We start from the raw sequence: 23,814 nt of genomic DNA on the forward strand, positions 1-23,814 counted from the left end.
TCACTGACGCGGGTTGTCACAGCCGTTCGTCGGCCGAACGCTGCGGGTCGCGGAGGCTGTGCTTTCCCTCGCGGACCCCGCGTTGGAAGCTGGCCAGCCGACCGCGCATCATGTCGGCGTCGCGGCGAGGCTGGGCCACCTCGGTGACTGTTCCCGGGAGCAGTTGGGTTTTGGGGACCCGCCGGGGGAGCCCGGCAGGGGTGTGGTCTGAAACCTCCTGATCGCGCTGGGGAGCAGGAGGTTCGGCTTCGCTTTCCGCTGCCGTTGCCTGCTCGATGGCCGGGGCGGAGTTCTCCGGTTCCGCTCGCTGGCGGTGCCGACCGCGGCGGAGTCCGGCCTGGAAGCTGGTCAGCCGACCGCGTGCGACGTCCGGGTTCCGCTGCGGTCGAGGCTGTTCCGCCCCGGGAACCTCAGCGCTCCCGGCGACCAGGTTCGCCAGCGGAATGCGCTGCGGAAGCCCAGCGGAGGTGTGGTTGGTCGGCTCCGCCGCCGCGACCTCCTGAGCCCGCTGCCGCGCCTCGTCGCTGGCGAAAGCCCAGACCCGCCCGTTGCTGCCGTTGTGCGTCGGCTGCGAGGAAGGGAACTTTCCTGTCGACCCGGGTGACAGGAAGGTTCCCTTGCTCGCATCCCCGGGCGGCGGCCAGTGGGGGGTGGTGTGGTCGGCGGCGGGAGCCGCCTGGAACCAGGCCGAAGCGAGGTCGTCGAAGATCGGGGTGGGCTCTGCGGCACCGTTGGCAGAGCCGTCGGGCTGGGGTTCGTCCTGGACGTTGGCCACGTCGCGCTGTTCCGGGACCGGTTCTGCGTCGCGCGGTGGGCGGAGCAGGTGGTAGCCGTTGCGGATGGGGCTCGCCGCATCCTGTTCGGCCGCTTCCCAGTCGAACTCCTCGACGAGGGCATCGCTGGCGTGCTCGGGGTGGGTGGTGGCTCCGTTGGTCCTCGGCTGCGGCAGGTTCACCGCGTCCGCGAGCAGTTCCGGGCCGATGGTCACCGCCGCGCGCAAGCCCTTCCTCTCGGCGCCCGGGTGCAGTTCCACGTGGATGCCGTGGCGGGCCGCGAGGCGGCCGACCACGAACAGGCCCATGCGCCGGGACGTGGACAGCGTGAGTTCGCCGTCGGAGGCCAGCCGGGTGTTGGTCTCCGCGCGGTCGGGTTCGCTCATGCCGATGCCCTGGTCGACGATGTCGATGACCAGGGATCCGTCTCCGCGCCGGTGTCCGGAGACCGTCACCTGGGTGTGGGGCGCGGAGAAGTTCGCCGCGTTGTCCATGAGCTCGGCGAGCAGCCGCACCAGGTCGCTGGCCGCGTAGCCGACGATCTTGACGTCGGGCAGCGGCTGGACGATCACCCGCGGGTAGTGCTCGATTTCGGAGACCGCCGCGCGGACCAGGTCGGCGGGGCTGGTCGGTTGGGTGAAGCGACGCGCCAGGTCGGTTCCGGAGAGCACCATCAGGTTCTCGTTGTTGCGGCGCATCCGGGTGGCCAGGTGGTCCAGCTGGAACAGGGTGGCCAGCTGGTCGGGGTCTTCCTCATCTCGTTCGAGCTGCTCGAACAGGCGCAGCTGCCGCTCCAGGAGGCTTTGGCTGCGGCGCGAGACGTTGACGAAGGAATCGCTGTAGCTGCGGCGCAGTTCGGCCTGTTCGGCGGCGAGGTTGACCGCCTGGGTGTGCACGTCGTCGAAAGCGCGCGCCACGTCGCCGACCTCGTCGGCGGTGTTCACCGGCACTTGCTCGACCGGGGATCGCGGGGCGTGCCCGGCGCGGAGGTCGGCCACCGCGCTGGGCAGCTGGTGGTTGGCGGTGTCCAGCGCGCTGCGTCGCAACAGGTCCAGGGAACCGAGCAGGTGCCGGGCGACGGCCACCACGATGGCACCGGCGATCAGCAGCGCGGACAGCAGGATCACGGACTCGAAGCCGGCCAGGTTGCTGGCCCTGTCCTGCAGGTTGAAGGCGGTCTCGTGCAGCTGCTGGTCCAGCTGGCTGCCCAGCGCACCGAGTGCGCTCAGGGCGTTCAGCGACTGCTCGTGCCAGATCGCTGGCGAGACGAGGGCGGAGGAGAGCTGGGCGCGGGAGTTGTTGCGCTCGGCCATCGCCAGCTGCACCGAGGTCTCCCGGGCCGGGAACCGGGGGTCGGCGTAGAGCTGGTCGTAGGAGATGCGGTTCGGCAGGGAGGCCGCGGCGCGGAATTCCTTGGCCGCAGCGCTGCGGCGGGATTCGCTGGCGTCCAGTTGCGTCAGGTTGTCCTCGCTGAACTTGCCGCGAGTCAGTCCGGTGAGCAGCAGTGCCTGCTGGAGCTGGATCTCCTCCCGGATCTTGGCGAGTTCGTGCGCGCTGGTCGCGGGCGACACCAGCTGCGCGGACGAGATCTGGCTGAGCAGGGTGCGGTCCAGGGCGAGCAGGTCGCCGATGACCTCGGTGTAGGACTGGATCGCCTCGTCCGGGTCGAGCGTGTGGCGGAGCACCCGGTTCCGCGTCGGGGCGAGTTCGGCGATCTGCCGGTTCGTCTCCTGCCGGGCGAATCGCACCGCATCGTTGTCGGGGGCGGCGCGCAGGGCACCGCGGGCGGCTTCGAGTGCGCGGTCGGTGGCCGCGATGCGGTCCCTGACCTGCGGTTCGGCAGTTCGCCCGTGCACCAGGAAGTCGGTGGATTCAGTGCGTTCCCACTGCAGGTCCTGCACCGCGGTGCGCACTGCGGTGCCTGCGGTGACGATCCGGTCCATCTTGCCGTACTCGTCGGCTTGGGAGATCTGGCCGCGGATCTGCAGCACTCCCAGCACGAGTGCGAAGATCACCGGGACGAGCACGACGGCCCCGATCTTGACCGGGAGCTTCCAGTCGCGCCACCCGGTGATCCGTGCGGCGACCTTCGTGGTGGCGCGCGGCCACGTGGACGCCCGTGACACGTGCGTGGGCGTGTCCTCGAGTCCGCTGCTCACGACGCAGTCCTTTCCCGCGCCCGCCGGATGTTTCGTCAACCGACGGCGCGTTCGTGTGGTGGGCAGGCTGCGCCGTTCGGTTGGGGCGTGCGGCGGTTTCTCGATGGCTGGCGGCGCTGCCTGCGTTCGGGGTTTTCGCGGGTGGCCGGGTGCGGTCTTCGACGTCGGCGGCCGGGCAGCCTGCGATGGTTTCGGGGTTTCGCGGCTGGTATCGGGTGTTGTGCGCCGGGTCGTCGGTGGCAGAACACTACCGCATTCGGACGATCTTCCGTTTTGCGTGAATTTGGTTGCCTGACCAGCGAATATGCTCGGATCATGATCGTTTTTCCAGGCGTGGCGCGGGTTGTGAACACTGATCGTGTCCACTTCTGTGGTGCGCTCAAGTGCTTTAGTCACCCGATAGGGAGATGTTCCAGCTCAAGCGGCTTGTTGGGGTGCGCGGAGCTGCCCGGTTTTGGCTGTAATCTCAGGAAACCGCCTCTGTACTGCTGGAATGTCGTACGTCGAGCAGGTTTTCGTGTGCTGGCTGCTTCAGGATGAGGCAGTGAATCTTCAGAAGGCGCGAAATTTTGACCACATTCCGTGATCGAAGAGTTCATCAATGTGTGTGCTGTGTCGTTGTGGGGGTCGGTGGCCGCCGATTCGCTGGCTAGACTTCCGGGCCGGTTGGCATTGCGGGCAGTGCGGTCGTCGGCCCGGGCTTCGCGAATTCGCGGAACCGGTCGGCGGACGTGGGGGGACTTCGACACGTCGGTGGAAATCCGTGCCCACGCGAAGATCTGCTTGGAAGGACGAATGCCCAACGCAACCCACCTGCCGCAGGTGCCGCCCGCCGCGCCGGCGGCGACCTTCGGTCAGATCGACAAGTCCGCCGCCCGGCCTGCCGGGCCCCCCGACTACGCCGAGATCGCGCAGCGCCCCGAGTTCCACGAGCTGCGATCCCGGCTGCGCCGCTTCGTCTTCCCGATGAGCGCGGCCTTCCTGATCTGGTACCTCGGCTACGTCGTGCTGGCCGCCTACCTGCCGGAGTTCATGAGCATCCGCCTGATCGGCGAGATCAACATCGGGCTGGTGATGGGCGTCGGCCAGTTCGCCACCACGATCCTGATCATCGTCCTGTACCTGCGCTACGCCGCGCGGCACGTCGACCCGCGGGTGCGCGCGCTGCACCGGGACGTGACCGGGGAGGACCCGCGATGATCGGTGCCAACCCGGTGCTCAACATGAGCATCTTCGGCGTGTTCGTGCTGATCACGCTGTACGTGGTGTACCGCGTGAACAGCGGTGGCACCGCCTCCGACTACTTCGCCGCGGGTGGCCGGTTCACCGGTGCGCAGAACGGCATCGCGCTGTCCGGCGACTACCTGTCCGCCGCGTCGTTCCTGGGCATCGCCGGAGCTATCGCCATCTACGGGTACGACGGCTTCCTGTACTCCATCGGCTTCCTGGTGGGCTGGTTGGTGAACCTGCTGCTGGTCGCCGAGCTCCTGCGCAACACCGGCCGGTTCACCATGGGCGACGTGCTCAGCTTCCGGATGAAGCAGCGCCCGGTGCGCGCCGCGGCCGCGGTGTCCACGCTGATGATCTCGTTCGTCTACATGATCGCCCAGATGGCCGGGGCGGGCAGCCTCGTCGCGCTGCTGCTGGACGTGCACAGCGCCGGCGGGCAGGCGCTGGTGATCGCCTCCGTCGGACTGGTCATGGTGGTGTACGTGCTGGTCGGCGGGATGAAGGGCACCACGTGGGTGCAGATCATCAAGGCCGGCATGCTGATCCTCTGCGCCGCGATGCTGACCCTGTTCCTGATGGGCAAGTTCGGCTTCAGCATGACCTCGCTGATGCAGCACGCCGCCGACCGGAACCCGCTGGGCGACCGGATCTTCGCGCCGGGCGCGAAGTACGGCGAGAACGAACTGACCAAACTGGACTTCGTGTCGCTGTCGCTGGCCCTGGTGCTGGGCACCGCAGGCCTGCCGCACGTGCTGATGCGCTTCTACACCGTGCCGAACTCGCTGCAAGCGCGCCGCTCGGTGGTGTGGGCGACCGTGACCATGGCCGGTTTCTACCTGTGCACCCTGGTGATCGGGTTCGGCGCGGGCGCGGTGAACGGCACCGAGGCGATCCTCGCGGCACCAGGCGGGGAGAACTCCGCCGCGCCGTTGCTGGCCTTCCGCGTCGGCGGGACGGTGCTGCTGGGGATCGTCGCGGCGGTCGCGTTCGCCACCATCCTCGCCGTGGTCGCGGGGCTGACGCTGACGGCGTCCGCTTCGTTCGCGCACGACGTGTACGCCAACGTGCTGAAGCGCGGTGCTGCCGACCCCGATTCGGAGGTCCGGGTGGCCCGGTGGACGGCGCTGGTGATTGGTGCGGCGTCGATCGTCGGCGGGATCCTGGTCAACGGCCAGAACATCGCGTTCCTGGTCGGCCTGGCGTTCGCCTTCGCGGCCTCGGCGAACCTGTCGACGCTGCTGTTCTCGCTGTTCTGGAAGCGGTTCAACACCCGCGGCACGCTGTGGGGGATCTACGGCGGACTGAGCTCGTGCCTGGTGCTGGTGATCTTCTCGCCGGTGCTGTCGGGCACACCCGACTCGATCCTGCCGGACGTGGACTTCGCGTGGTTCCCGCTGAGCAACCCGGGCATCGTGTCGATCCCGATCTCGTTCCTGTGCGGAGTCGTCGGCACGCTGCTCGGCGGCCCGCAGAGCGACCCGCGGCGCACCGCGGAGATGGAGGTCCGTTCCCTCACCGGCATCGGATCGTCCTGACCTGCGGTTTCGGGGGTGGGTGACAGGAAGGTTCCCATGCTCGCAGCCGCTCCCGCCGCACTGTCGAGGTGTGGTCGGGCTTGAGCGCAGGGCCCGGAGGTGAAATGCCTCCGGGTCCTTTCGCCGCGTTTTGAGAAATGTGTGGACCGGGTGGTCCACACATGGCTATGGTGTGTGGCGTGGAAAAGCGGAGCATGCCTGCGGAGAGGTGGCGCGAACTCGTGTCGATCGCGGCCGCGGAGTTCGCCGACGTCGGTTACGAGCGCGCCTCGCTGAACCGGGTGATCCGTTCCTGCGGCATGAGCAAGAGCTCCTTCTACCACTACTTCGACTCCAAGCAGCAGCTGTTCGAGGCGGTCGTCGCGCACGTCGCGGCGACGGTGGCCGCTGACCTGGAGGTGCCTGAGCCAGCGGACTTCCAGTCCGATTTCTGGGGCCTGGCCGAGCGGTTCCTGCAGCGCCTGGTGATCGCAGCCGAGCGCGATCCGCTTTTCGTCAACTTCGGCCGGATCTGCTATCTGCCGGACGTACCAGCTGGTCAGGGCGGCCTTGCAGCGTCGGCTGCGGCGGTCGATGACTGGCTGCGGCGAACTCTCGCGGTCGGCCGGTCCGTCGGTGCGGTGCGGTGCGACATCCCATCCGGGCTCCAAGCTCACACCGCCATCGCAGTCCTCCGCGCGTTCGACGAGTGGATCCTGCGGAACCGGTCGGCGTTGGGATCTGGAGAGCTGCCCCTTCTCGTGCAGGCCCAGTTCGAGGCGGTGAAACGACTGCTGGGACCCGAGCAGTAGGGGTTCGCGCAAAGCTGGAACCACACCGATCGGATATAGGTACGTCCGATCAATTCGTGTTGCTTGAAGGAGGAGTGCTGTGCCGGCTGTTTCAGCTGAACCGGAAACGCCGGGAGACGTGGTCATCGAATGGCGGATCCCGTCGACTCCTCGTGGGGTCGGGGGAGTGCTGAAGCGGTTCATCGGGCCGGGCAGGACTCGGCTGGAGAACGTCGTGGAGGCGGTCGGCCAACTGCTGAACATGGCTCTGCTGGCGCTGTGCATCGCGTGGTTCGGCGGTTGGGGCGGGGCGGTGCTGCCGGACGTGGTTCTCGCGGTGATGGTGTTCGACCTGGTCGGCGGAGTGCTGACCAACGCGACCAATGCGGCCAAGCGCTGGTACCACCGCCCGGCACCGGGAATGCGCGGCAAGCGGCTCCTCTTCATCGCCTCGCACCTGCTCTACCTGGTCGCGGTGGTCTTCGTGCTCGATGCGGGAGGGTGGCGGTGGTTGCTGATCAACGCAGCTCTGCTGCTCGCTGCCGCAGTGCTCGTCGAGGTGGCGCCGTTGGAGGTCAAGCGGCTCGCGGCGGTGGGCCTGTACCTGGCTGCGGTGCTGGTGAACTTGACGTGGTTGCCGCTGCCCGCCGTGCTTGCCTGGTTCCCAGTCCTGTTCTTCCTGAAGTTGCTCGTCTGCTTCATGGTTCCGGAGGCGCCGATGTACCGGCGCGCAACGGCCTAAGTGGACTCCTGGCTTCTCGCGCTGAGCGAGGTTTCGAGCTCGGTGAGGACGCGGGAGAGGTATGCGTGGTCTTCCCCCGCGAGCGTTTCGATCAGCTCGGCTTCGTGGTCGAGCAGCTGCCGCACGGTGGACTCGACGAGGTCGTGCCCGGCGTCGGTCAGCCGGACGGCGACGGCGCGGCGGGACGCCGACGACGGTGACCGGTCGACCAGTCCGGCCTGTTCGGCTCGGGCGATGCGCTGCGAGATGGCTCCGGCGGTCACCAGCGTTCGGCGGGTGATCTCGCGGGTGGTCAGCTCGTAGGGCGGGCCGGCGCGGCGGATCACGCTGAGCAGGTCCAGCGTCGACGGGTCGATGCCCAGCCGGGCCAGGGTGCGGCGGCGTTCGTCGGCGAGGAGCTTCGCGATGCGCCAGATCGGCGTGATGATCTCGATGGATTCGGTGCGCGAGCCGGGCAGCTCGCGGCGCCAGGCCGCGGCTATGTCGGCCGAGGGCCAGGTCGAGGTCGAACCGAGCGGATAGCTCTCGGTGTTGGACATCGCGCACCTCCCAGCGCTACGTTTAGCGCTAAACGTATCAGATTCTCAGGAGTGCCAGTGAACCGAATTGTCCTCGTGACCGGCGGTAGCAGCGGCATCGGCAAGGCCGTGGCGAGCCGCTTCCGCGCCTCCGGTGACACCGTCATCATCACTGGTCGCGGTGCTGAGCGGCTGGCGTCCGCGGCGGCCGAGGTTGACGCCCGGCCGATCGCCTGCGACGCGTCGGACCCGCGGCAGGTGGCGGAGCTGGCGGCGGAGCTCGGCGACCACCTCGACGTGCTCGTCAACATGGCGGGCGCCAACACCGATATGCTGCGCGACGAGCCGGCGAACCTGGAGCAGCTCGCGGAGGCGTGGCACGCGAACCTGGACGCCAACCTGCTCAGCGCGGTGCTCACGACGACCGCTGTGCTCGACAAGCTGCAGCCCGGCGGCACCATCGTCAACGTCGGCTCCATCGCGGCCGAACACGCCTCGATCTCCTATGGCGCGGCGAAAGCCGCTCTCGCGGCTTGGAATGCGGGTCTGTCCTCAGAGGTTGGTCCGAAAGGGCTGACCGCGAACCTGATTTCGCCCGGCTACATCGAGGAGACGGAGTTCTTCCATGGCAAGCTCAGCGAGCAGCGTCGGACCGAGCTGATCGCTGCGACCCACAACGGCCGTCCGGGGCGTCCGGACGACATCGCCGAGCTCGCGCACTTCCTGGCGTCCGAGGGTGCTCGTCACCTCACCGGCCAGACCCTCCACGTGAACGGCGGTGCGCACACCACGCGATGATGCCGGTGAGCAAAAAGATCCGCCCCTGGTGGCGATTGCCGAACCAGGGGCGGATCTTCACGGGCGCCCTCGGCAGGACTCGAACCTGCGACACCTGCCTCCGGAGGGCAGTGCTCTATCCGCTGAGCTACGAGGGCTTGTCGCTGCGGACGATCGTTAGCTTAGCGCACCCGCCGGGTGGTCCTCGGCGGGGGGTGCCGAACGTGCTGCGGCGGGAGCTTCGAGTGCGAGCATGGGAACCTTCCTGTCAACCACCCCGGCGTCGGCCCTGGTCACCTTGACACGTGAAATCATGCGTACTTCACTATGTATAAGGCCGCGCTGTCGTAGGAGGGTCGATGGGTCAGGGCCACGGGCACGGTTCCGCAGCCGACGCGGTCAGCGCATCCGGGCGCTACGTGCGGCGGCTGGCCATCTCGTTCGCGATCCTGCTCGCGTTCCTCGTGCTGGAAGCGGTCGTCGGGTTCATGACGTCCTCGCTGGCGCTGCTGTCCGATGCCGGGCACATGCTCACCGACGTGCTCGGCGTGGGCATGGCGCTCGCCGCCATCACCGCCGCGCGGCGGCCGGTGGGGGACAAGCGGACCTTCGGGCTCTACCGCATGGAGGTGCTGGCCGCGCTCGCCAACGCCGTGCTGCTGTTCGGCGTCGCCGCTTACATCCTCTACGAATCGATATCCCGGTTCCAGGATCCGCCCGAGGTCGCCGGGGTGCCGATGATGCTCACCGCGGCCGCCGGGCTCGGCGCCAACCTCGTGGTGTTCGCGCTGCTGCGTCAGGGCGCCAGCGAGAGCCTGAACGTGCGCGGGGCCTACCTGGAGGTCCTCGCCGACACCCTCGGTTCGGTCGGCGTGCTGATCGGCGGTCTGCTCACCTGGCTGTTCGGCTGGTACCTGGCCGACCCGATCGTCGCCGTCGCGGTCGGCCTGTTCGTGCTGCCGCGCACCTGGAAGCTGGCCCGCCAGGCGCTGCGGATCCTCGTCCAGCAGGCCCCCGAAGGCATCGACGTGCGCGAGCTGCGCGCGGACCTGACCTCGCTGCCGTCGGTCACCGAGGTCCACGACGTGCACGTGTGGACCCTCACCTCCGGGATGGAGGTCGCTTCCGCGCACCTGACCACCGGGGCCGATGCCGACCACGGAGGGGTGCTGATCGCCGCGCAGCGCCTGCTGGCCGAGCGCTACCGCATCGAGCACGCGACGCTGCAGGTCGAGCCCGCCGAGTGCGCTAAGCGCTGTCAGGCGCTGACCTGGTGATCTGCAGGGCCGCGTGACAGGAAGGTTCCCATGCTCGCATCACAGCGGGCGGGCGCCGCGCTGGGCGAGCATGGAGCGCATGAGCTCGCTCTCGTTGCTCTGCGAGCCCAGCATGTTCTTCGCCAGCTCGCGCACCGCCGGGATGGTGGCGTGGCGGGCGCCGTAGTCCGCCATCGGGGCGCCGCCCTCGTGGTGGCGCAGCATCAGCTGCAGGAAGTAGACGTCGAAGTCCGGGCCGCGCAGCGCGTGCAGGTGGGTCATCTCCGCGCTGCTGGCCATGCCGGGCATCAGGCCGCCGGAGGACGGGCCGGTCGAGGCGGTGCCGTGGTCGTGGCCCTCCGCCGACATCCACTCCATCAGCGGGCCGACGGCCTGGGCCGGCTGGTGCCACAGGCCCAGCCAGCCCTGCATGCGACCGATCTGGTCGCGCTGGTTGGTCTCGATGTCGAAGGCCAGCTGCCGCACCGCGACGTCGGCGGCGCGCTCGCGGGCCAGCGTGGCCATGGTCACCGCTTGCTGGTGGTGCACGGACATGTCCTGCGCGAAGCCGACGTCGACCGGGGTCGGCTCGGGTTCGGCGCGGTCGAAGGACGGCACCCGGATCAGCAGTCCGAGCGCCGCCCCCAGCAGCAGCAGTGCCAGCGCCGCCGCGACGGCCACGAAGACGCGCGTGGCCAGCGGGCGTTCCGTCACGGCTGGCCCATCTCGCCGGCGTCCTGGGTCGCGCCGCGGCCGTCCATCGGGACCGCGTCCGGGCCGGGCGGGGTGCCGTCGAACTTCGGCGGGTTGTTCGTGTCGAACGCGCCCGGGTAGGCCTGGCAGGAGCCGCCGATCTCCGGGTAGACGCCGTTGTTGTTCAGCCGCAGCGCGGTGATGAACTGGTCGATGCGCGGGTCGTCGGCGCTGTCGACCTTGAGCTGGTGGCCCCACGACTGCAGCGAGATCGGGCTGTCCAGTCCCGGGTACGGCGACATCATCGTGTACTGCTTGCCCTCGGCGCGGACCTTGAGCCGCTCGATGCCGGCCTCGTCGACCTTCTCCGGGTTGTAGGCGATCCACACCGCGCCGTGCTCCAGCGAGTGGACCATGTTCTCGGTGCGCACCGCCTCCGGGTACACCACGCCCATGCAGTCCGCCCAGATGCCGTCGTGCGGGCCGCCGAACGGCGGGGAGTGGTCGTAGGCCACCCGCTGCGCCGGGGTGACGTGGATCTGACCCGGGTAGTCCACGACCGTGACGCCGGGGATCTTCTTGGACGGGTCCGGGTTCTCCGGGGACGGCTTGAACGGCTCGGCGGCCTTCTCCGCGGCCTCCTGCGCCGCGCGGACGTCGGCGGTTTCCGAGTACCTCATGAACGCGAAGCCGAAGACCACCGCAGCGAACACCGCTACGACGGTGACGCCCGAGATCAGCATCCAGGGGATTTGCCGCTGGTGCACCACGGCGCCGCGCACCGCTTTGCTCTTCCTGTTCGCCATGCTGTTCGCAAACCTCGTCTCAAGAACCACCGGGGGATCCGGCCCGCCAGTGTAGAGATTGCCGACGCCGCGAGAAGCCTTCCGGCCAATGCTCGCCACCACACGTTCTCACACCGCTGTGACCGGGTGATCACGCGGCGTGGTCTTGCCTGTTGGGACGTGGCCAACCCGTTGGCTGAGCAGCGCGGACACTTCCTTAGACTGCATAAGGTGACTCCCGCCGCGCTCGCAGAACTGGTCCGCAACACCGCCGTCGAGGTGCTCTCCGGCAAGCAGCTGGACACCTCCGTGCTGCCCGAGGTGGTGACGGTCGAGCGACCCCGCAACCCGGAGCACGGTGACTACGCCACCAACCTCGCGATGCAGGTGGCCAAGAAGGCCGGGGTCAAGCCGCGCGACCTGGCGACCTGGCTGGCCGAGGCGCTGACCGGCAAGGACGGCATCGACTCGGTTGACGTCGCCGGTCCCGGCTTCCTGAACCTGCGGCTGGCCGCCGACGCGCAGGGCCAGATCGTGCGCGAGGTGCTCACCCGCGCCGCCGACTACGGCGACGGTGACGGCTACGCCGGGCTGAAGGTCAACCTGGAGTTCGTCTCGGCGAACCCGACCGGCCCGATCCACCTGGGCGGCACCCGGTGGGCGGCGGTCGGCGACGCGCTCGGCCGGGTGCTGGCCGCGCAGGGCGCCGAGGTGACCCGCGAGTACTACTTCAACGACGCCGGCGCGCAGATCGACCGGTTCGTGCGGTCGCTGATCGCCGCCGCCGAGGGCGAGCCCGCCCCGGAGGACGGCTACGGCGGCGCCTACATCGCCGACATCGCCGCCGAGGTGCTCAAGGCCGAGCCCGCGGTGATGGAGCAGCCCGCCGAGGAGCGGCACGAGACCTTCCGCCGCATCGGCGTCGGCTTGATGTTCGACGAGATCAAGCAGAGCCTGCACGAGTTCGGCACCGACTTCGACGTGTTCTTCCACGAGGACTCGCTGCACACCTCCGGTGCGGTGGCGCAGGCGCTGGAGACGCTGAAGAAGTCCGGCCACGTGTACTTCGCCGACGGCGCCTGGTGGCTGCGCTCCACCGAGTTCGGCGACGACAAGGACCGGGTGGTCATCAAGAGCGACGGCGCGCCCGCCTACATCGCCGGTGACGTCGCCTACCTGCTGGACAAGCGCAACCGCGGCTTCGAGCTGTGCATCTACATGCTGGGCGCCGACCACCACGGCTACATCGCCCGGCTCAAGGCCGCCGCCGCGGCGCTGGGCGACGACCCGGCCGTGGTGGAGGTGCTCATCGGGCAGCTGGTGAACCTGGTGCGCGACGGCAAACCGGTGCGGATGAGCAAGCGCGCGGGCACCGTCGTCACCCTGGAGGACCTGGTGGAGGCGGTCGGCGTGGACGCCGCCCGCTACTCGCTGATCCGCTCCTCCGCGGACTCCGCGCTCGACATCGACCTGGACCTGATCACCAAGCGCACCAACGAGAACCCGGTGTTCTACGTCCAGTACGCGCACGCCCGGCTGTCGTCGCTGCAGCGCAACGCGGCCTCGCTGGGCATCGAGCGCGGCCCGGTGGACGACGCCGACCTGTCGCTGCTCACCCACGAACGCGAGGGCGACCTGATCCGCACCCTCGGCGAGTTCCCGCGCGTGGTGAACTCGGCCGCCCAGCTGCGCGAACCGCACCGGGTGGCCCGCTACCTGGAGGACGTGGCCAGCGCGTACCACAAGTTCTACGACGCGTGCCGCGTGCTCTACCCCGGCGACGACCAGGCCAGCCCGCTGACCATCGCCCGGCTTCAGCTGTGCGAGGCGACCCGGCAGGTCATCGCCAACGGCTTGGCGCTGCTGGGCGTCAGCGCACCCGAACAGATGTGAGAACGCGGCCGCACGTGCCGTGACGAATCGCCTGTCCAGCGGCAGGCTGCGCGAAGGAGCTCTAGATGCGCGCCCATCCCGCCGGGCCCCGGCACGCCGATGTCGTGCTGCCCGGCAACACCGCGGGACCGGTTCCGGCCACCGCTGAAGACGTCGACCGCCTGCACCCGCAGGTGTGGCCGCGCAACAGCGAGCGCGGCGCCGACGGCGTCGTCCGCTTCGCCGGCATCGACGTCCGAGACCTGGCGGAGCGCTTCGGCACCCCGCTGTTCGTGCTGGACGAGGACGACTTCCGGTCCCGCTGCCGCGACTACGCCGAGGCGTTCGGCGACCCGACCGCGGTGCACTACGCCTCGAAGGCGTTCCTGTGCACCGAGGTCGCTCGCTGGGTGGCCGAGGAGGGCCTGAGCCTGGACGTGTGCAGCGGCGGCGAGCTGGCCGTGGCGCTGCGCGCCGGGTTCCCCGCCGAGCGGATCACCTTCCACGGCAACAACAAGTCCGTGGCCGAGCTGGCCGCGGCGGTGGAGGCCGGGGTCGGTTCGGTGGTGCTGGACTCGTTCCACGAGATCGCCCGGCTGGAGCACATCGCCGCCGAGCGCGGCGTCCAGCAGCACGTGCTGGTGCGCGTCACGGTGGGCGTCGAGGCGCACACCCACGAGTTCATCGCCACCGCGCACGAGGACCAGAAGTTCGGCTTCTCGCTGGCGGGCGGGCAGGCCGCGGAGGCCGTGCACCGGGTGCTGAAGGCCGGTTCGCTGGTGCTGGCCGGGCTGCACAGCCACATCGGTTCGCAGATCTTCGACGTGGACGGCTTCGAGCTGGCCGCGCACCGGGTGGTGCGGCTGCTGGCCGAGCTGCGCGCCGAGCACGGCGCCGGCGCGCTGGCCAGCGCCACCACCGTGGACCTCGGCGGCGGGCTGGGCATCGCCTACACCGGTGACGACGACCCGCTGCCGCCCGACCAGCTGGCCACCCGGCTGCGCGAGATCGTCGGCAAGGAGGCCGACAACGCGGGCATCCCGGTGCCCAAGATCGCGGTGGAGCCCGGTCGCGCCATCGTCGGCCCCGGCATGGTCACCGTCTACGAGGTCGGCACCATCAAGGACGTCGCGCTGGGCGCCGAGGTGCACCGCAAGTACGTCAGCGTCGACGGCGGCATGAGCGACAACATCCGCACCTCGCTCTACGACGCCGTCTACGACTCCCGGCTGGTGTCGCGCAGCGCCGAAGCGCCCGCCGTGCTGTCCCGCATCGTGGGCAAGCACTGTGAGTCCGGTGACGTAGTGGTGCGCGACTGCTGGCTTCCGGAGGACATTGCTCCAGGAGACCTGCTCGCAGTGGCCGCCACCGGCGCCTACTGCTACGTGATGGCGAGCAACTACAACCGCCTGCCCAAGCCGCCCGTGGTGGCGGTGCGCGATGGTCAGGCGCGGTTGCTGCTGCGCAGGGAGACCGAGGACGACCTGCTCCGGCTGGAGGTGTGAGTGAACCAGGACCGTGAACCGATCCGGGTCGCGCTGTTGGGGTGCGGCACGGTCGGTACCGAGGTGCTGCGCCTGCTGCACGACCAACCCGACGAGTTCGCTGCCCGGACCGGGGCGCCGATGCTGGTCACCGGTGTCGCGGTGCGCCGGCCGCACAAGCACCCCGAGGTGCCGCAGCACCTGCTCACCACCGACGCGCACGCGCTGGTGGAGGGCGACGTCGACGTCGTGGTGGAGCTGATCGGCGGCATCGAGCCCGCCCGGTCGCTGCTGCTGACCGCGCTGCGGTCCGGCAAGTCGGTGGTGACCGCGAACAAGGCGCTGCTGGCCGAGCACGGCTCCGAGCTCTACGCCGCCGCGGACGCCTCCGGCGCCGACATCTACTTCGAGGCGGCCGTCGCCGGGGCCATCCCGCTGCTGCGGCCGCTGCGCGAGTCGCTGGCCGGGGACCGGATCAACCGGGTCATGGGCATCGTCAACGGCACCACCAACTTCATCCTGTCGGCGATGGACTCCACCGGTGCGGGTTACGCCGAAACGCTGGACGAGGCCGGCCGGCTGGGCTACGCCGAGGCGGACCCGACCGCCGACGTGGACGGCTTCGACGCCGCCGCGAAGGCCGCGATCCTCGCCTCGCTGGCGTTCCACACCCGGGTCACCGCCAGCGATGTGCACCGCGAGGGCATCTCGGCGGTCACGCCCGGCGACATCGCCGCGGCGCGCACCCTGGACCGCTCGGTGAAGCTGCTGGCGATCTGCGAGCGGGTGGTCGACGAGGACGGCACCGAGTCGGTGTCGGCCCGCGTGCACCCGGCGATGATCCCGCGCAGCCACCCGCTGGCGAGCGTCGGCGACGCCTTCAACGCGGTGTTCGTGGAGGCCGAGGCCGCCGGGCAGCTGATGTTCTACGGCCAGGGCGCGGGGGGAGCGCCCACCGCCAGCGCGGTGCTGGGCGACCTCGTCGCGGTGGCGCGCAACCTGGTGGTGGCGGGCAAGGGGCCCCGGGAGTCGGCGCACGCGCAGCTGCCGATGCGCCCGATGGGCAAGACCCCGACCCGCTACCACATCAGCCTCGACGTGGCCGACAAGCCGGGCGTGCTCTCGCAGGTCGCGGCCATGTTCAACGACAACGACGTCAGCATCTCGGTCGTGCGACAGCAGGGCCGGGGTGCCGAAGCCAGCCTCGTGGTGGTCACCCACACCGCCGCCGATGCGGCATTGAAGTCCACTGTGGACAAGATCGCGCAACTGCCGGTGGTGCGCGAGGTGGTCAGCGTGATGCGTGTGGAAGGTGAACCGTCTTGACGAACATCCAGGGTGCTGCGGTGCGGGCCGGCTGGCCCGGTCTGATCGAGGCCTACCGGGACCGGGTGCCGGTGCCGGAGGGGGCGCGCGTGGTGACCCTGCAGGAGGGCAACACCCCGCTGGTGCCCGCGCACCACCTGTCCGAGCTGACCGGCAGCACCGTCTACCTGAAGGTGGAGGGCGCCAACCCGACCGGCTCGTTCAAGGACCGCGGCATGACCGTGGCCATCACGCACGCGCTCGCCGCGGGCAGCAAGGCGGTCATCTGCGCCTCCACCGGCAACACGTCGGCATCGGCCGCCGCCTACGCGGCGCGCGCCGGTCTGACCTCCGCGGTGCTGGTGCCGCAGGGCAAGATCGCGCTGGGCAAGCTCGCCCAGGCCGTGGTGCACGGTGCGAAGATCCTGCAGGTCCAGGGCAACTTCGACGACTGCCTGGAGCTGGCCCGCAAGACCTCCGCCGAGCACCCGGTGACCCTGGTCAACTCGGTCAACCCGGTGCGCCTGGAGGGGCAGAAGACCGCGGCGTTCGAGATCTGCGACGTGCTCGGCCGGGCGCCGGACGTGCACTGCCTGCCGGTCGGCAACGCGGGCAACATCACCGCCTACTGGAAGGGCTACACCGAGTACGCGGGCGACGGCATCATCGAGCGCACCCCGCGGATGTTCGGCTTCCAGGCGGCCGGGGCGGCGCCGCTGGTGCACGGCCAGCCGGTGGCCAACCCGGAGACCATCGCCACCGCGATCCGCGTCGGCAGCCCCGCTTCCTGGCGCGGCGCCACCGACGCGAAGGACGCCTCCGGCGGGCTGTTCGCGGCGGTGACCGACGAGCAGATCCTGGCCGCCTACCGGCTGCTGGCCTCCCGCGAGGGCGTCTTCGTCGAGCCCGCCTCGGCCTCCAGCGTCGCCGGGCTGCTGGCCACCGCCGCCGACGGCAGGCTGCCCGCCGGCTCGGTCGTGGTCTGCACGGTCACCGGGCACGGCCTGAAGGACCCGGACACCGCGCTGTCCGGCATGGTCGAGGTCGAGCCGCTGCCGGTCGACCCCGGCGCGGTCGCCACCGCGCTGGAGCTGGCATGACCGGCCTGCCGGTTTCGGCCGTCCGGGTGAAAGTTCCCGGCTCGACGGCGAACCTCGGCTCCGGTTTCGACGCGCTGGGCATGGCGTTGTCCTTGCACGACAACGTTTCCGTGCGGGTGGTGGACGGGCCACCGGGATCGGCGAGCGTACAGGTCGAGGGCGAGGGCGCCGACTCGGTTCCCACCGACGAGCGTCACTTGGTGGTGCGAGTCGTCCACAAGACGTTGGCGGAACTCGGTTTCCCCGCTCCCGCGCTGCGGTTGCACTGCGAGAACAGCATTCCGCACGCGCGCGGCCTGGGCTCCTCGGCGGCGGCCACCGTCGCCGGGGTCGCCGCGGGCTTCGCGCTCGCCGGAATCGACTTGCGGGACAACGACAACGCCGAGCTGGCGCTGCACCTGGCCGCGGCCAGGGAAGGGCACGCGGACAACGCGGCGGCCAGCCTGCTCGGCGGATTCGTGGTGGCGTGGCAGGAATCCGGCCGGTTCCGCGCGGTCCGGATGCGACCGCACCCGGACGTGTCACCGATCGCCTTCGTCCCGCAGGCGCGGTCCGCCACCGACGTCACCCGCGGTCTGCTGCCGGAGCGGGTCCCGCACGCCGACGCCGCGTTCGCGGCCGGTCGCGCGGCGCTGGCCGTGCACGCGATGACCCGCGCGCCGGAACTGCTGCTGGCGGCGACCGCGGACCGGCTGCACCAGGACTACCGCGAATCGGCGTGGCCGGACACCATCGCGCTGGTCCACCGGTTGCGCGAGGCGGGCGTGGCGGCCGCGGTCTCCGGAGCGGGGCCGACCGTGCTCGCGCTGCCGACCGGCGGGGAGCTGCCCGCGGAGATTGCGCCGAACGGCTTCCAGGCGTTGCGCCTTCCGGTCGACGACGCGGGCGTGCAGATCGTCGAGCAGGTCTGACCCGGGGCGGTGAACGGGGTGGGAAAGCCCAGTTCACCGCCCCGCGGCGGGGGTCTTGCACGGAAGTGGTACAAAGGACGTGTCGCCGGTGGCGAGCAGCGGATTCGCTGGCTGGTCGTCGACGACACGATCTGAAAGGGCGTGCCACACGCCCGGGGGGTTGTTGCACCTGAACTACTGGGCGTCTACCCTCAAGGTCAATCAGTCACCGCGCCCAGGGTGCCGGTGCCGTATCCGGAACATCGTTTTCCGGAGCGCATCTCCCGCCGTGAATTGAACTCCACCCGCCACGGGTGAAGATCAACTTAGGCGGGTTCGGCGATCGCGGTGACCGAGGCAGGAGTTGTCAACTCAATTGAGTTCGCTTCGGGGCGATCGACGGTGTACGTCGTTGCCGTTGTCGGGGTGGGGGCCTTAAGTTCCAGGAAGTGGTCCCCGAGCAAGCATCCGGGGCGCCAACATGAGTCGGGGATTCCTGGGATGAGGCGGCAGGGCGTGCATCGGCACGTGTGGATCGGAGTGGATGCGTCGCACATGGACCACGCGAGCCGGGTGCCTCCCACTGCCCGGTGCTGCTGGTTCCCGAGCCAACGCCGAATTCGGTCGCGCCACGCGCGCAGGGATGCCGATCGGCGAGAGAGCTGGTAGCACACACCGGCCGCCCGCACTCCAGAGCGGGCGGGCAATCCGCTGGGTCGCGTAGGAGGCGCGGTCCGGTCAGGAAGGACATTCGTGAGCAACACCGAACTGTTGAGCAGCGAGGCGGCCAACGGCGCCTCTCCCGCTGGCCAGCAGGATTCCGAGGCCAACGGCACCCCGCGTCGACGGGGTGGGCTTTCCGGCATGGTTCTCGCCGAACTGCGCCAACTCGCGGGGGAACTGGGGATCGAGACCGGCGGTCTGCGCAAGGGCGACCTGATCGCCGCCATCAAGGAGAAGCAGGGCGGCACGACCGCGCCCCGCACCCGCTCCGCCAAGAAGGCGTCGGCCCGCGCCGAGGAGGCTCCCGCCGCCAAGGCGCACCAGCCTGCCCTCGACGAGGCCGAATCCGCGCCGGCGGCGCGCGAGGCCAGCACCGAGCAGGCCACCAACGGTGCCGCCCCGGCCCGCACCCGCTCCCGGCGCCAGCAGGCCGCCGAGACCAGCGGTGAGGGCGAGGACAACCGGCGCGGCGGCAACCGCAGGCGCCGCTCGTCCAGCCGTTCCGGCGCCGAGTCGGGTGGTGCCGAGGAGCAGCGCGGCGAGCGCAAGCAGGACAACCGCCCGGAGCGCGAGAACCGCCAGGAGCGGGACGGCAACCGGCAGGAGCGCGGCAACCGGCAGGACCGGGACCGCGACAACCGGCAGCAGGACGACGATGACGACGAGGGTGGTCGTCGGGGTCGTGGCCGCCGCTTCCGGGACCGCCGCCGCAACCGCGGCCGCGGCGAGGGCGGCGAGCCCGAGGTCCGCGAGGACGACGTGCTGCTGCCCGTCGCGGGCATCCTGGACGTGCTGGAGAACTACGCGTTCGTGCGCACCTCCGGCTACCTCGCAGGCCCGAACGACGTCTACGTGTCGCTGTCGCTGGTCCGCAAGTACAACCTGCGGCGCGGTGACGCGATCAAGGGCGTCATCCGGCAGCCGCGGGAGGGCGAGCAGCAGCGGCAGAAGTTCAACCCGCTGGTGCGGGTGGACTCGATCAACGGCCTGGAGCCGGACGCGGCCAAGAACCGCCCCGAGTTCCACAAGCTGACCCCGCTGTACCCGAACGAGCGACTGCGCCTGGAAACCGAGCCGCAGAACCTCACCGGGCGGATCATCGACCTGGTGATGCCGGTCGGCAAGGGGCAGCGCGCGCTGATCGTCTCGCCGCCGAAGGCCGGTAAGACGATGGTGCTGCAGGCGATCGCCAACGCGATCACCACCAACAACCCCGAGTGCCACCTGATGGTCGTCCTCGCCGACGAGCGTCCGGAAGAGGTCACCGACATGCAGCGCTCGGTGAAGGGCGAGGTCATCGCCTCGACCTTCGACCGGCCGCCGTCGGACCACACCACGGTCGCCGAGCTGTCCATCGAGCGGGCCAAGCGGCTCGTCGAGATGGGCCACGACGTGGTCGTCCTGCTGGACTCGATCACCCGGCTGGGCCGCGCCTACAACCTGGCGGCCCCGGCGTCCGGGCGAATCCTGTCCGGTGGTGTCGACTCGACCGCGCTGTACCCGCCGAAGCGGTTCCTCGGCGCGGCCCGCAACATCGAGAACGGCGGCTCGCTGACCATCTTCGCCACCGCCCTGGTGGAGACCGGTTCCACGATGGACACCGTGATCTTCGAGGAGTTCAAGGGCACCGGCAACGCCGAGCTCAAGCTCGACCGCAAGCTGGCCGACAAGCGCCTGTTCCCGGCGGTCGACGTGGACTCCTCCAGCACCCGCAAGGACGAGATCCTGCTCTCGCCCGACGAGCTGGCGGTCACCCACAAGCTGCGCCGAGTGCTGGCCGCGCTCGACTCGCAGCAGGCGCTGGAACTCCTGCAGGACCGGCTGCGCAAGTCGCGCACCAACATCGAGTTCCTGATGCAGGTCGCCAAGACCACCCCGGGCAAGGACGACGACTGATCCCAGTCGCCATCGGCGCTCGAACGGCAGGGCCCGCACCCACCCGGTGCGGGCCCTGCCGCGTTTCCGGGTGCTGCCGGGTGAGCATGGGAACCTTCCTGTCACCTGGATGACAGGAAGGTTCCCATGCTCGCAGCCGGGCTCAGACGTGCGAGCACTCCGCGTGATCGCGGTGCGCGCGGCGCAGCACGCCGATGAGCAGCGCGACGGAGACCGGTCCCACCACGAGCGCCGCCGCGACCGGCAGCGGCACCTCGTCGACGGCCAGCGCGCAGGCCACCAGCAGCAGCGGGTACGCGAACCGCAGGACGCGCCGCTGCCTGCGGGACCGCCAGCGGACGTGGCCCGCGGTGCCCGCGGCCAGCGCGGCGGCGAAGCCGAACAGCAGCGGCGCGGACAGGCCCACGTCCTGGTTCAGCGCCGGGTGCGGCTGCAGCAGCAGGCTCAGCAGCGCCGCCACCAGGCCGGCGCTGCCGAGGAAGAGCAGCGGGAGCAGCATCCACGACCGGAGCGCGAGCTTGCCCAACACCGAACACAGCAGCACGCGTAGAGGATGAACGCCCGATGCTGCCGCGGGCACCCTGACCGGCGGTCGGCGCGCCGGACGGTGCGTTTCGTGCGTTGGGCGGTTGCGCCAGGCGGTGCCAGGTGCTCGGAATACGTCGGCGACCGGTCGTGTTGAAGGGGCCGGACCGCCCTGCGGTGCAGGTCACGAGCTGCGGTCTGGCAGAATGCAAGGCTGATTCCGGCTCCGGTTCACCGCGCGGCAGCGGCCCCGCGGACCCGGCGGCCAAGTAGAGAGGACAAGCCGTTGAAGAGTGGCATTCACCCCGAGTACGTGGTGACGCAGGTCAACTGCGGTTGCGGCAACAGCTTCACCACCCACAGCACCCGCCGCAGCGGCCAGATCACCGTTGAGGTCTGCTCCAACTGCCACCCGTTCTACACGGGCAAGCAGAAGATCCTGGACACCGGCGGTCGCGTGGCCCGCTTCGAGGCCCGCTACGGCAAGCGCAAGAAGTAGCTGCGACGACGGCGCCCGCCCCGCGGACCACGCGGGGCGGGCGCCGTCGCTTGTTCTCGCGTCCGTTGTCCGCACAGCCAGTGAAGAGGGTCCAGTGGAGACGTCGAAGCTCGAATCGCTGCTCGCCGAGTACCGGGAGCTGGAGCAGCGGCTGGCCGATCCCGGCGTGCACGCGGACCAGGCGAAGGCCCGCAAGCTCGGCCGCCGCTACGCCGAGCTGAGCCCGATCGTGCGCACCGCGCGGGAGCTCGACCAGGTGCGCTCCGATCTGGAGGCCGCCCGCGAGTTCGCCGCGGAGGACGCCGCGTTCGCCGAGGAGGCCGAGCGGCTGACCGAGCAGGTCCCGGCGCTGGAGGCCAAGCTCACCGAACTGCTGCTGCCGCGCGACCCGCACGACGGCTCCGACGTGCTGCTGGAGGTCAAGTCCGGGGAGGGCGGCGAGGAGTCCGCGCTGTTCGCCGGCGACCTGCTGCGCATGTACCTGCGGTTCGCCGAGCGCCAGGGCTGGCGGGCCGAGGTGCTGGACGCCACCGAATCCGACCTCGGCGGCTACAAGGACGCCACGGTCGCCATCAAGGCCAAGTCGGGCGACACCAGCCCCGACGGGGTGTGGTCGCAGCTGAAGTTCGAGGGCGGCGTGCACCGCGTGCAGCGAGTGCCGGTGACCGAGTCCCAGGGCCGGGTGCACACCTCGGCGGCCGGGGTGCTGGTGTACCCCGAGCCGGAGGAAGTCGAGGTGGAGCTCGACGAGAAGGACCTGCGCATCGACGTCTACCGGTCCTCGGGGCCCGGCGGGCAGAGCGTGAACACCACCGACTCGGCGGTGCGCGTCACCCACCTGCCGACCGGCATCGTGGTGTCCTGCCAGAACGAGAAGTCGCAGCTGCAGAACAAGCAGCGCGCCATCCTGGTGCTCAAGGCCCGCCTGCAGGCGCTCGCGGAGGAAGAAGCCGAGCGGGAGGCCTCCGAGACGCGCCGCAGCCAGGTGCGCACGGTGGACCGCTCGGAGCGGATCCGCACCTACAACTTCCCGGAGAACCGGATCTCCGACCACCGCGTCAACTACAAGGCCTACAACCTGGACCACGTCCTCGACGGCGACCTGGACGCGGTGATCGCCGCCCTGATCGCCGCCGACCGGCAAGAACGCCTCGCGCTCTGAGACCGTCCGGCGAACTCGTTCTGCGGTGCGGGCGCGGTCTTGTGCACGGACCAATACGCGGCGAGCGGGCTGTACTCGCCAGGCGGCCGCTGGCAAGCGCCGAGGGCGGGCCGCGGCTCCGCCGCTTCAAGACAAAGACTGAAACCAGGATTAAATGCAGCCTCTAAGCTTGCCGACGTGACCCGACAGCCCCTGCGCCTGGCCATCCTCGAAGCGGAACGCATGCTCGCCGCAGCGGGTGTGGCCAGCCCGCGCACCGACGCCGAGCTGCTGGCCGCGCACCTGCTCGGGGTGGAGCGGACCAAGCTGATGATGGTGCCGCTGGTGGATCCACCGGTGGTCCAGGCGTTGCACGACCTGGTGCGCCGCCGGGCGGCACGCGTTCCGCTCCAGCACCTCACCGGCAACGCCTCGCTCGGTGCTGTGACGCTGGCGGTGGGGCCGGGGGTGTTCGTGCCCCGCCCGGAGACCGAGCTGCTGCTGGCCTGGGGCGAGAGCGTCCTCGAAGGCGTGGACGAGCCGGTCGTGGTGGACCTGTGCACCGGCTCCGGTGCGCTGGCGCTGGCGATGGCCAGCGCGCGCCCGGACGCCGCCGTGCACGCCGTCGAGAAGGACCCGACCGCGCTGTCCTGGGCCCGCCGCAACGCGGACCAGCAGGCGCAGGACGGCGCCACCCCGATCCGGCTGTACTCCGGCGACGTCACCGACCCGATGCTGTTCATGGAGCTGGAAGGCCTGGTCGACCTGGTCCTGTGCAACCCGCCGTACGTACCGGAGGGCACCCCGGTGCCGCCGGAGGTGCGCGACCACGACCCGCACGACGCGGTCTTCGGCGGCCGCGACGGACTGGACGTGGTGCGCCACGTGGTCGGCTGCGCGGCCCGCCTGCTCCGGCCCGGCGGCGGGGTGGCGATCGAGCACGACGACACCCACGGCGGCTCCGTGCCCGCGCTGCTGCGCGCCCGCCGCGTCCTCACCGACGTCCAGGACCACGCCGACCTGGCCGGTCGCCCGCGCTTCGCCACCGCCCGCCGCACCCAGCCGGAGTGACAGGAAGGTTCCCATGCTCACCCGGGCATGCCTCGGGTGACAGGAAGGTTCCCATGCTCGCAGCCGGTCG

The 23,814-nt window shown here is 70.2% G+C and carries 20 protein-coding genes and 1 tRNA gene; 15 read left to right on the top strand and 6 right to left on the bottom strand.

What is annotated here, in order from left to right; translation table 11 throughout:
• Positions 1-16: 16 nt before the first annotated feature.
• The gene (locus OU416_RS04230; RefSeq protein WP_270925490.1) at positions 17-2,932 is read right to left on the bottom strand and encodes a sensor histidine kinase; all 2,916 of its coding nucleotides are present in this window, start codon (positions 2,930-2,932) and stop codon (positions 17-19) included.
• A 795-nt stretch (positions 2,933-3,727) separates the two neighbouring features.
• Here OU416_RS04230 and OU416_RS04235 point away from each other — a divergent pair.
• The 4 genes from OU416_RS04235 (at position 3,728) to OU416_RS04250 (ending at position 7,209) form a co-directional block, all read left to right on the top strand.
• Complete coding sequence (locus OU416_RS04235) at positions 3,728-4,132, top strand: DUF485 domain-containing protein (protein ID WP_270925491.1); 405 nt, start codon at positions 3,728-3,730, stop codon at positions 4,130-4,132.
• Entirely contained in the window at positions 4,129-5,697 is a 1,569-nt protein-coding gene (locus tag OU416_RS04240) for a solute symporter family protein (RefSeq protein WP_270925492.1), read from the top strand. The genes OU416_RS04235 and OU416_RS04240 overlap by 4 nt, the downstream gene beginning before the upstream one ends.
• A gap of 179 nt (positions 5,698-5,876) precedes the next feature.
• A complete protein-coding gene (locus tag OU416_RS04245) occupies positions 5,877-6,488 on the top strand; it encodes a TetR/AcrR family transcriptional regulator (RefSeq protein WP_270925493.1) in 612 nt (203 codons plus the stop codon).
• Between the two features lie 79 nt (positions 6,489-6,567).
• Complete coding sequence (locus tag OU416_RS04250; RefSeq protein ID WP_270925494.1) at positions 6,568-7,209, top strand: hypothetical protein; 642 nt, start codon at positions 6,568-6,570, stop codon at positions 7,207-7,209.
• On the opposite strand, the gene OU416_RS04255 is transcribed toward OU416_RS04250, so the two are convergent.
• Positions 7,206-7,748, bottom strand: a complete 543-nt coding sequence (locus tag OU416_RS04255; protein ID WP_270925495.1) for a MarR family winged helix-turn-helix transcriptional regulator — start codon at positions 7,746-7,748, stop codon at positions 7,206-7,208. The genes OU416_RS04250 and OU416_RS04255 overlap by 4 nt on opposite strands.
• Before the next feature lie 57 nt (positions 7,749-7,805).
• Between OU416_RS04255 and OU416_RS04260 the strand changes: the two genes are divergently transcribed.
• Positions 7,806-8,525 (top strand): SDR family NAD(P)-dependent oxidoreductase, encoded by a 720-nt coding sequence (locus OU416_RS04260; protein ID WP_270925496.1) that lies wholly within the window; start codon positions 7,806-7,808, stop codon positions 8,523-8,525.
• Positions 8,526-8,589: 64 nt separating this feature from the next.
• Here the strand turns inward: OU416_RS04260 and OU416_RS04265 are convergent.
• Positions 8,590-8,662, bottom strand: a tRNA-Arg gene (locus tag OU416_RS04265).
• Positions 8,663-8,863: 201 nt separating this feature from the next.
• Here OU416_RS04265 and OU416_RS04270 point away from each other — a divergent pair.
• On the top strand, positions 8,864-9,781 hold the full coding sequence (locus OU416_RS04270) for a cation diffusion facilitator family transporter (RefSeq protein WP_270925497.1): 918 nt from the start codon (positions 8,864-8,866) through the stop codon (positions 9,779-9,781).
• 39 nt (positions 9,782-9,820) lie between these two features.
• On the opposite strand, the gene OU416_RS04275 is transcribed toward OU416_RS04270, so the two are convergent.
• Positions 9,821-10,474, bottom strand: coding sequence for a DUF305 domain-containing protein (locus tag OU416_RS04275; RefSeq protein WP_270925498.1), 654 nt, complete (start codon positions 10,472-10,474; stop codon positions 9,821-9,823).
• Complete coding sequence (locus OU416_RS04280) at positions 10,471-11,259, bottom strand: DUF3105 domain-containing protein (RefSeq protein ID WP_270925499.1); 789 nt, start codon at positions 11,257-11,259, stop codon at positions 10,471-10,473. Before OU416_RS04280 ends, OU416_RS04275 begins: the two co-directional genes overlap by 4 nt.
• 210 nt (positions 11,260-11,469) lie before the next feature.
• Between OU416_RS04280 and argS the strand changes: the two genes are divergently transcribed.
• From argS to rho, 6 genes are all read left to right on the top strand, one after another.
• The gene (gene argS / locus OU416_RS04285) at positions 11,470-13,131 is read left to right on the top strand and encodes an arginine--tRNA ligase (protein WP_270925500.1); all 1,662 of its coding nucleotides are present in this window, start codon (positions 11,470-11,472) and stop codon (positions 13,129-13,131) included.
• 65 nt (positions 13,132-13,196) lie between these two features.
• Positions 13,197-14,615: a diaminopimelate decarboxylase gene (lysA, locus tag OU416_RS04290; protein ID WP_270925501.1), complete on the top strand. Its 1,419-nt coding sequence runs from the start codon at positions 13,197-13,199 to the stop codon at positions 14,613-14,615.
• Positions 14,616-15,920 (top strand): homoserine dehydrogenase, encoded by a 1,305-nt coding sequence (locus OU416_RS04295; protein WP_270925502.1) that lies wholly within the window; start codon positions 14,616-14,618, stop codon positions 15,918-15,920.
• A complete protein-coding gene (gene thrC / locus OU416_RS04300) occupies positions 15,917-16,999 on the top strand; it encodes a threonine synthase (protein WP_270925503.1) in 1,083 nt (360 codons plus the stop codon). Before OU416_RS04295 ends, thrC begins: the two co-directional genes overlap by 4 nt.
• The gene (gene thrB / locus OU416_RS04305) at positions 16,996-17,910 is read left to right on the top strand and encodes a homoserine kinase (protein WP_270925504.1); all 915 of its coding nucleotides are present in this window, start codon (positions 16,996-16,998) and stop codon (positions 17,908-17,910) included. Before thrC ends, thrB begins: the two co-directional genes overlap by 4 nt.
• Positions 17,911-18,642: 732 nt before the next feature.
• Positions 18,643-20,508 (top strand): transcription termination factor Rho, encoded by a 1,866-nt coding sequence (rho, locus tag OU416_RS04310; protein WP_270925505.1) that lies wholly within the window; start codon positions 18,643-18,645, stop codon positions 20,506-20,508.
• Positions 20,509-20,650: 142 nt separating this feature from the next.
• Here rho and OU416_RS04315 read toward each other — a convergent pair whose 3' ends face one another.
• Positions 20,651-21,052, bottom strand: a complete 402-nt coding sequence (locus OU416_RS04315) for a hypothetical protein (protein WP_270925506.1) — start codon at positions 21,050-21,052, stop codon at positions 20,651-20,653.
• Between the two features lie 267 nt (positions 21,053-21,319).
• On the opposite strand from OU416_RS04315, the gene rpmE reads away from it, so the two are divergent.
• The 3 genes from rpmE to prmC all read left to right on the top strand — a co-directional run bounded on the left by rpmE (position 21,320) and on the right by prmC (position 23,744).
• The gene (gene rpmE, locus OU416_RS04320; protein WP_093159964.1) at positions 21,320-21,532 is read left to right on the top strand and encodes a 50S ribosomal protein L31; all 213 of its coding nucleotides are present in this window, start codon (positions 21,320-21,322) and stop codon (positions 21,530-21,532) included.
• A 94-nt stretch (positions 21,533-21,626) separates the two neighbouring features.
• Complete coding sequence (prfA, locus tag OU416_RS04325) at positions 21,627-22,694, top strand: peptide chain release factor 1 (protein ID WP_270925507.1); 1,068 nt, start codon at positions 21,627-21,629, stop codon at positions 22,692-22,694.
• Positions 22,695-22,871: 177 nt separating this feature from the next.
• Complete coding sequence (gene prmC / locus OU416_RS04330) at positions 22,872-23,744, top strand: peptide chain release factor N(5)-glutamine methyltransferase (protein WP_270925508.1); 873 nt, start codon at positions 22,872-22,874, stop codon at positions 23,742-23,744.
• Positions 23,745-23,814 lie beyond the last annotated feature (70 nt).

The organism is Saccharopolyspora indica (assembly GCF_027853965.1).
Taxonomy (GTDB): Bacteria; Actinomycetota; Actinomycetes; order Mycobacteriales; family Pseudonocardiaceae; genus Saccharopolyspora; species Saccharopolyspora indica.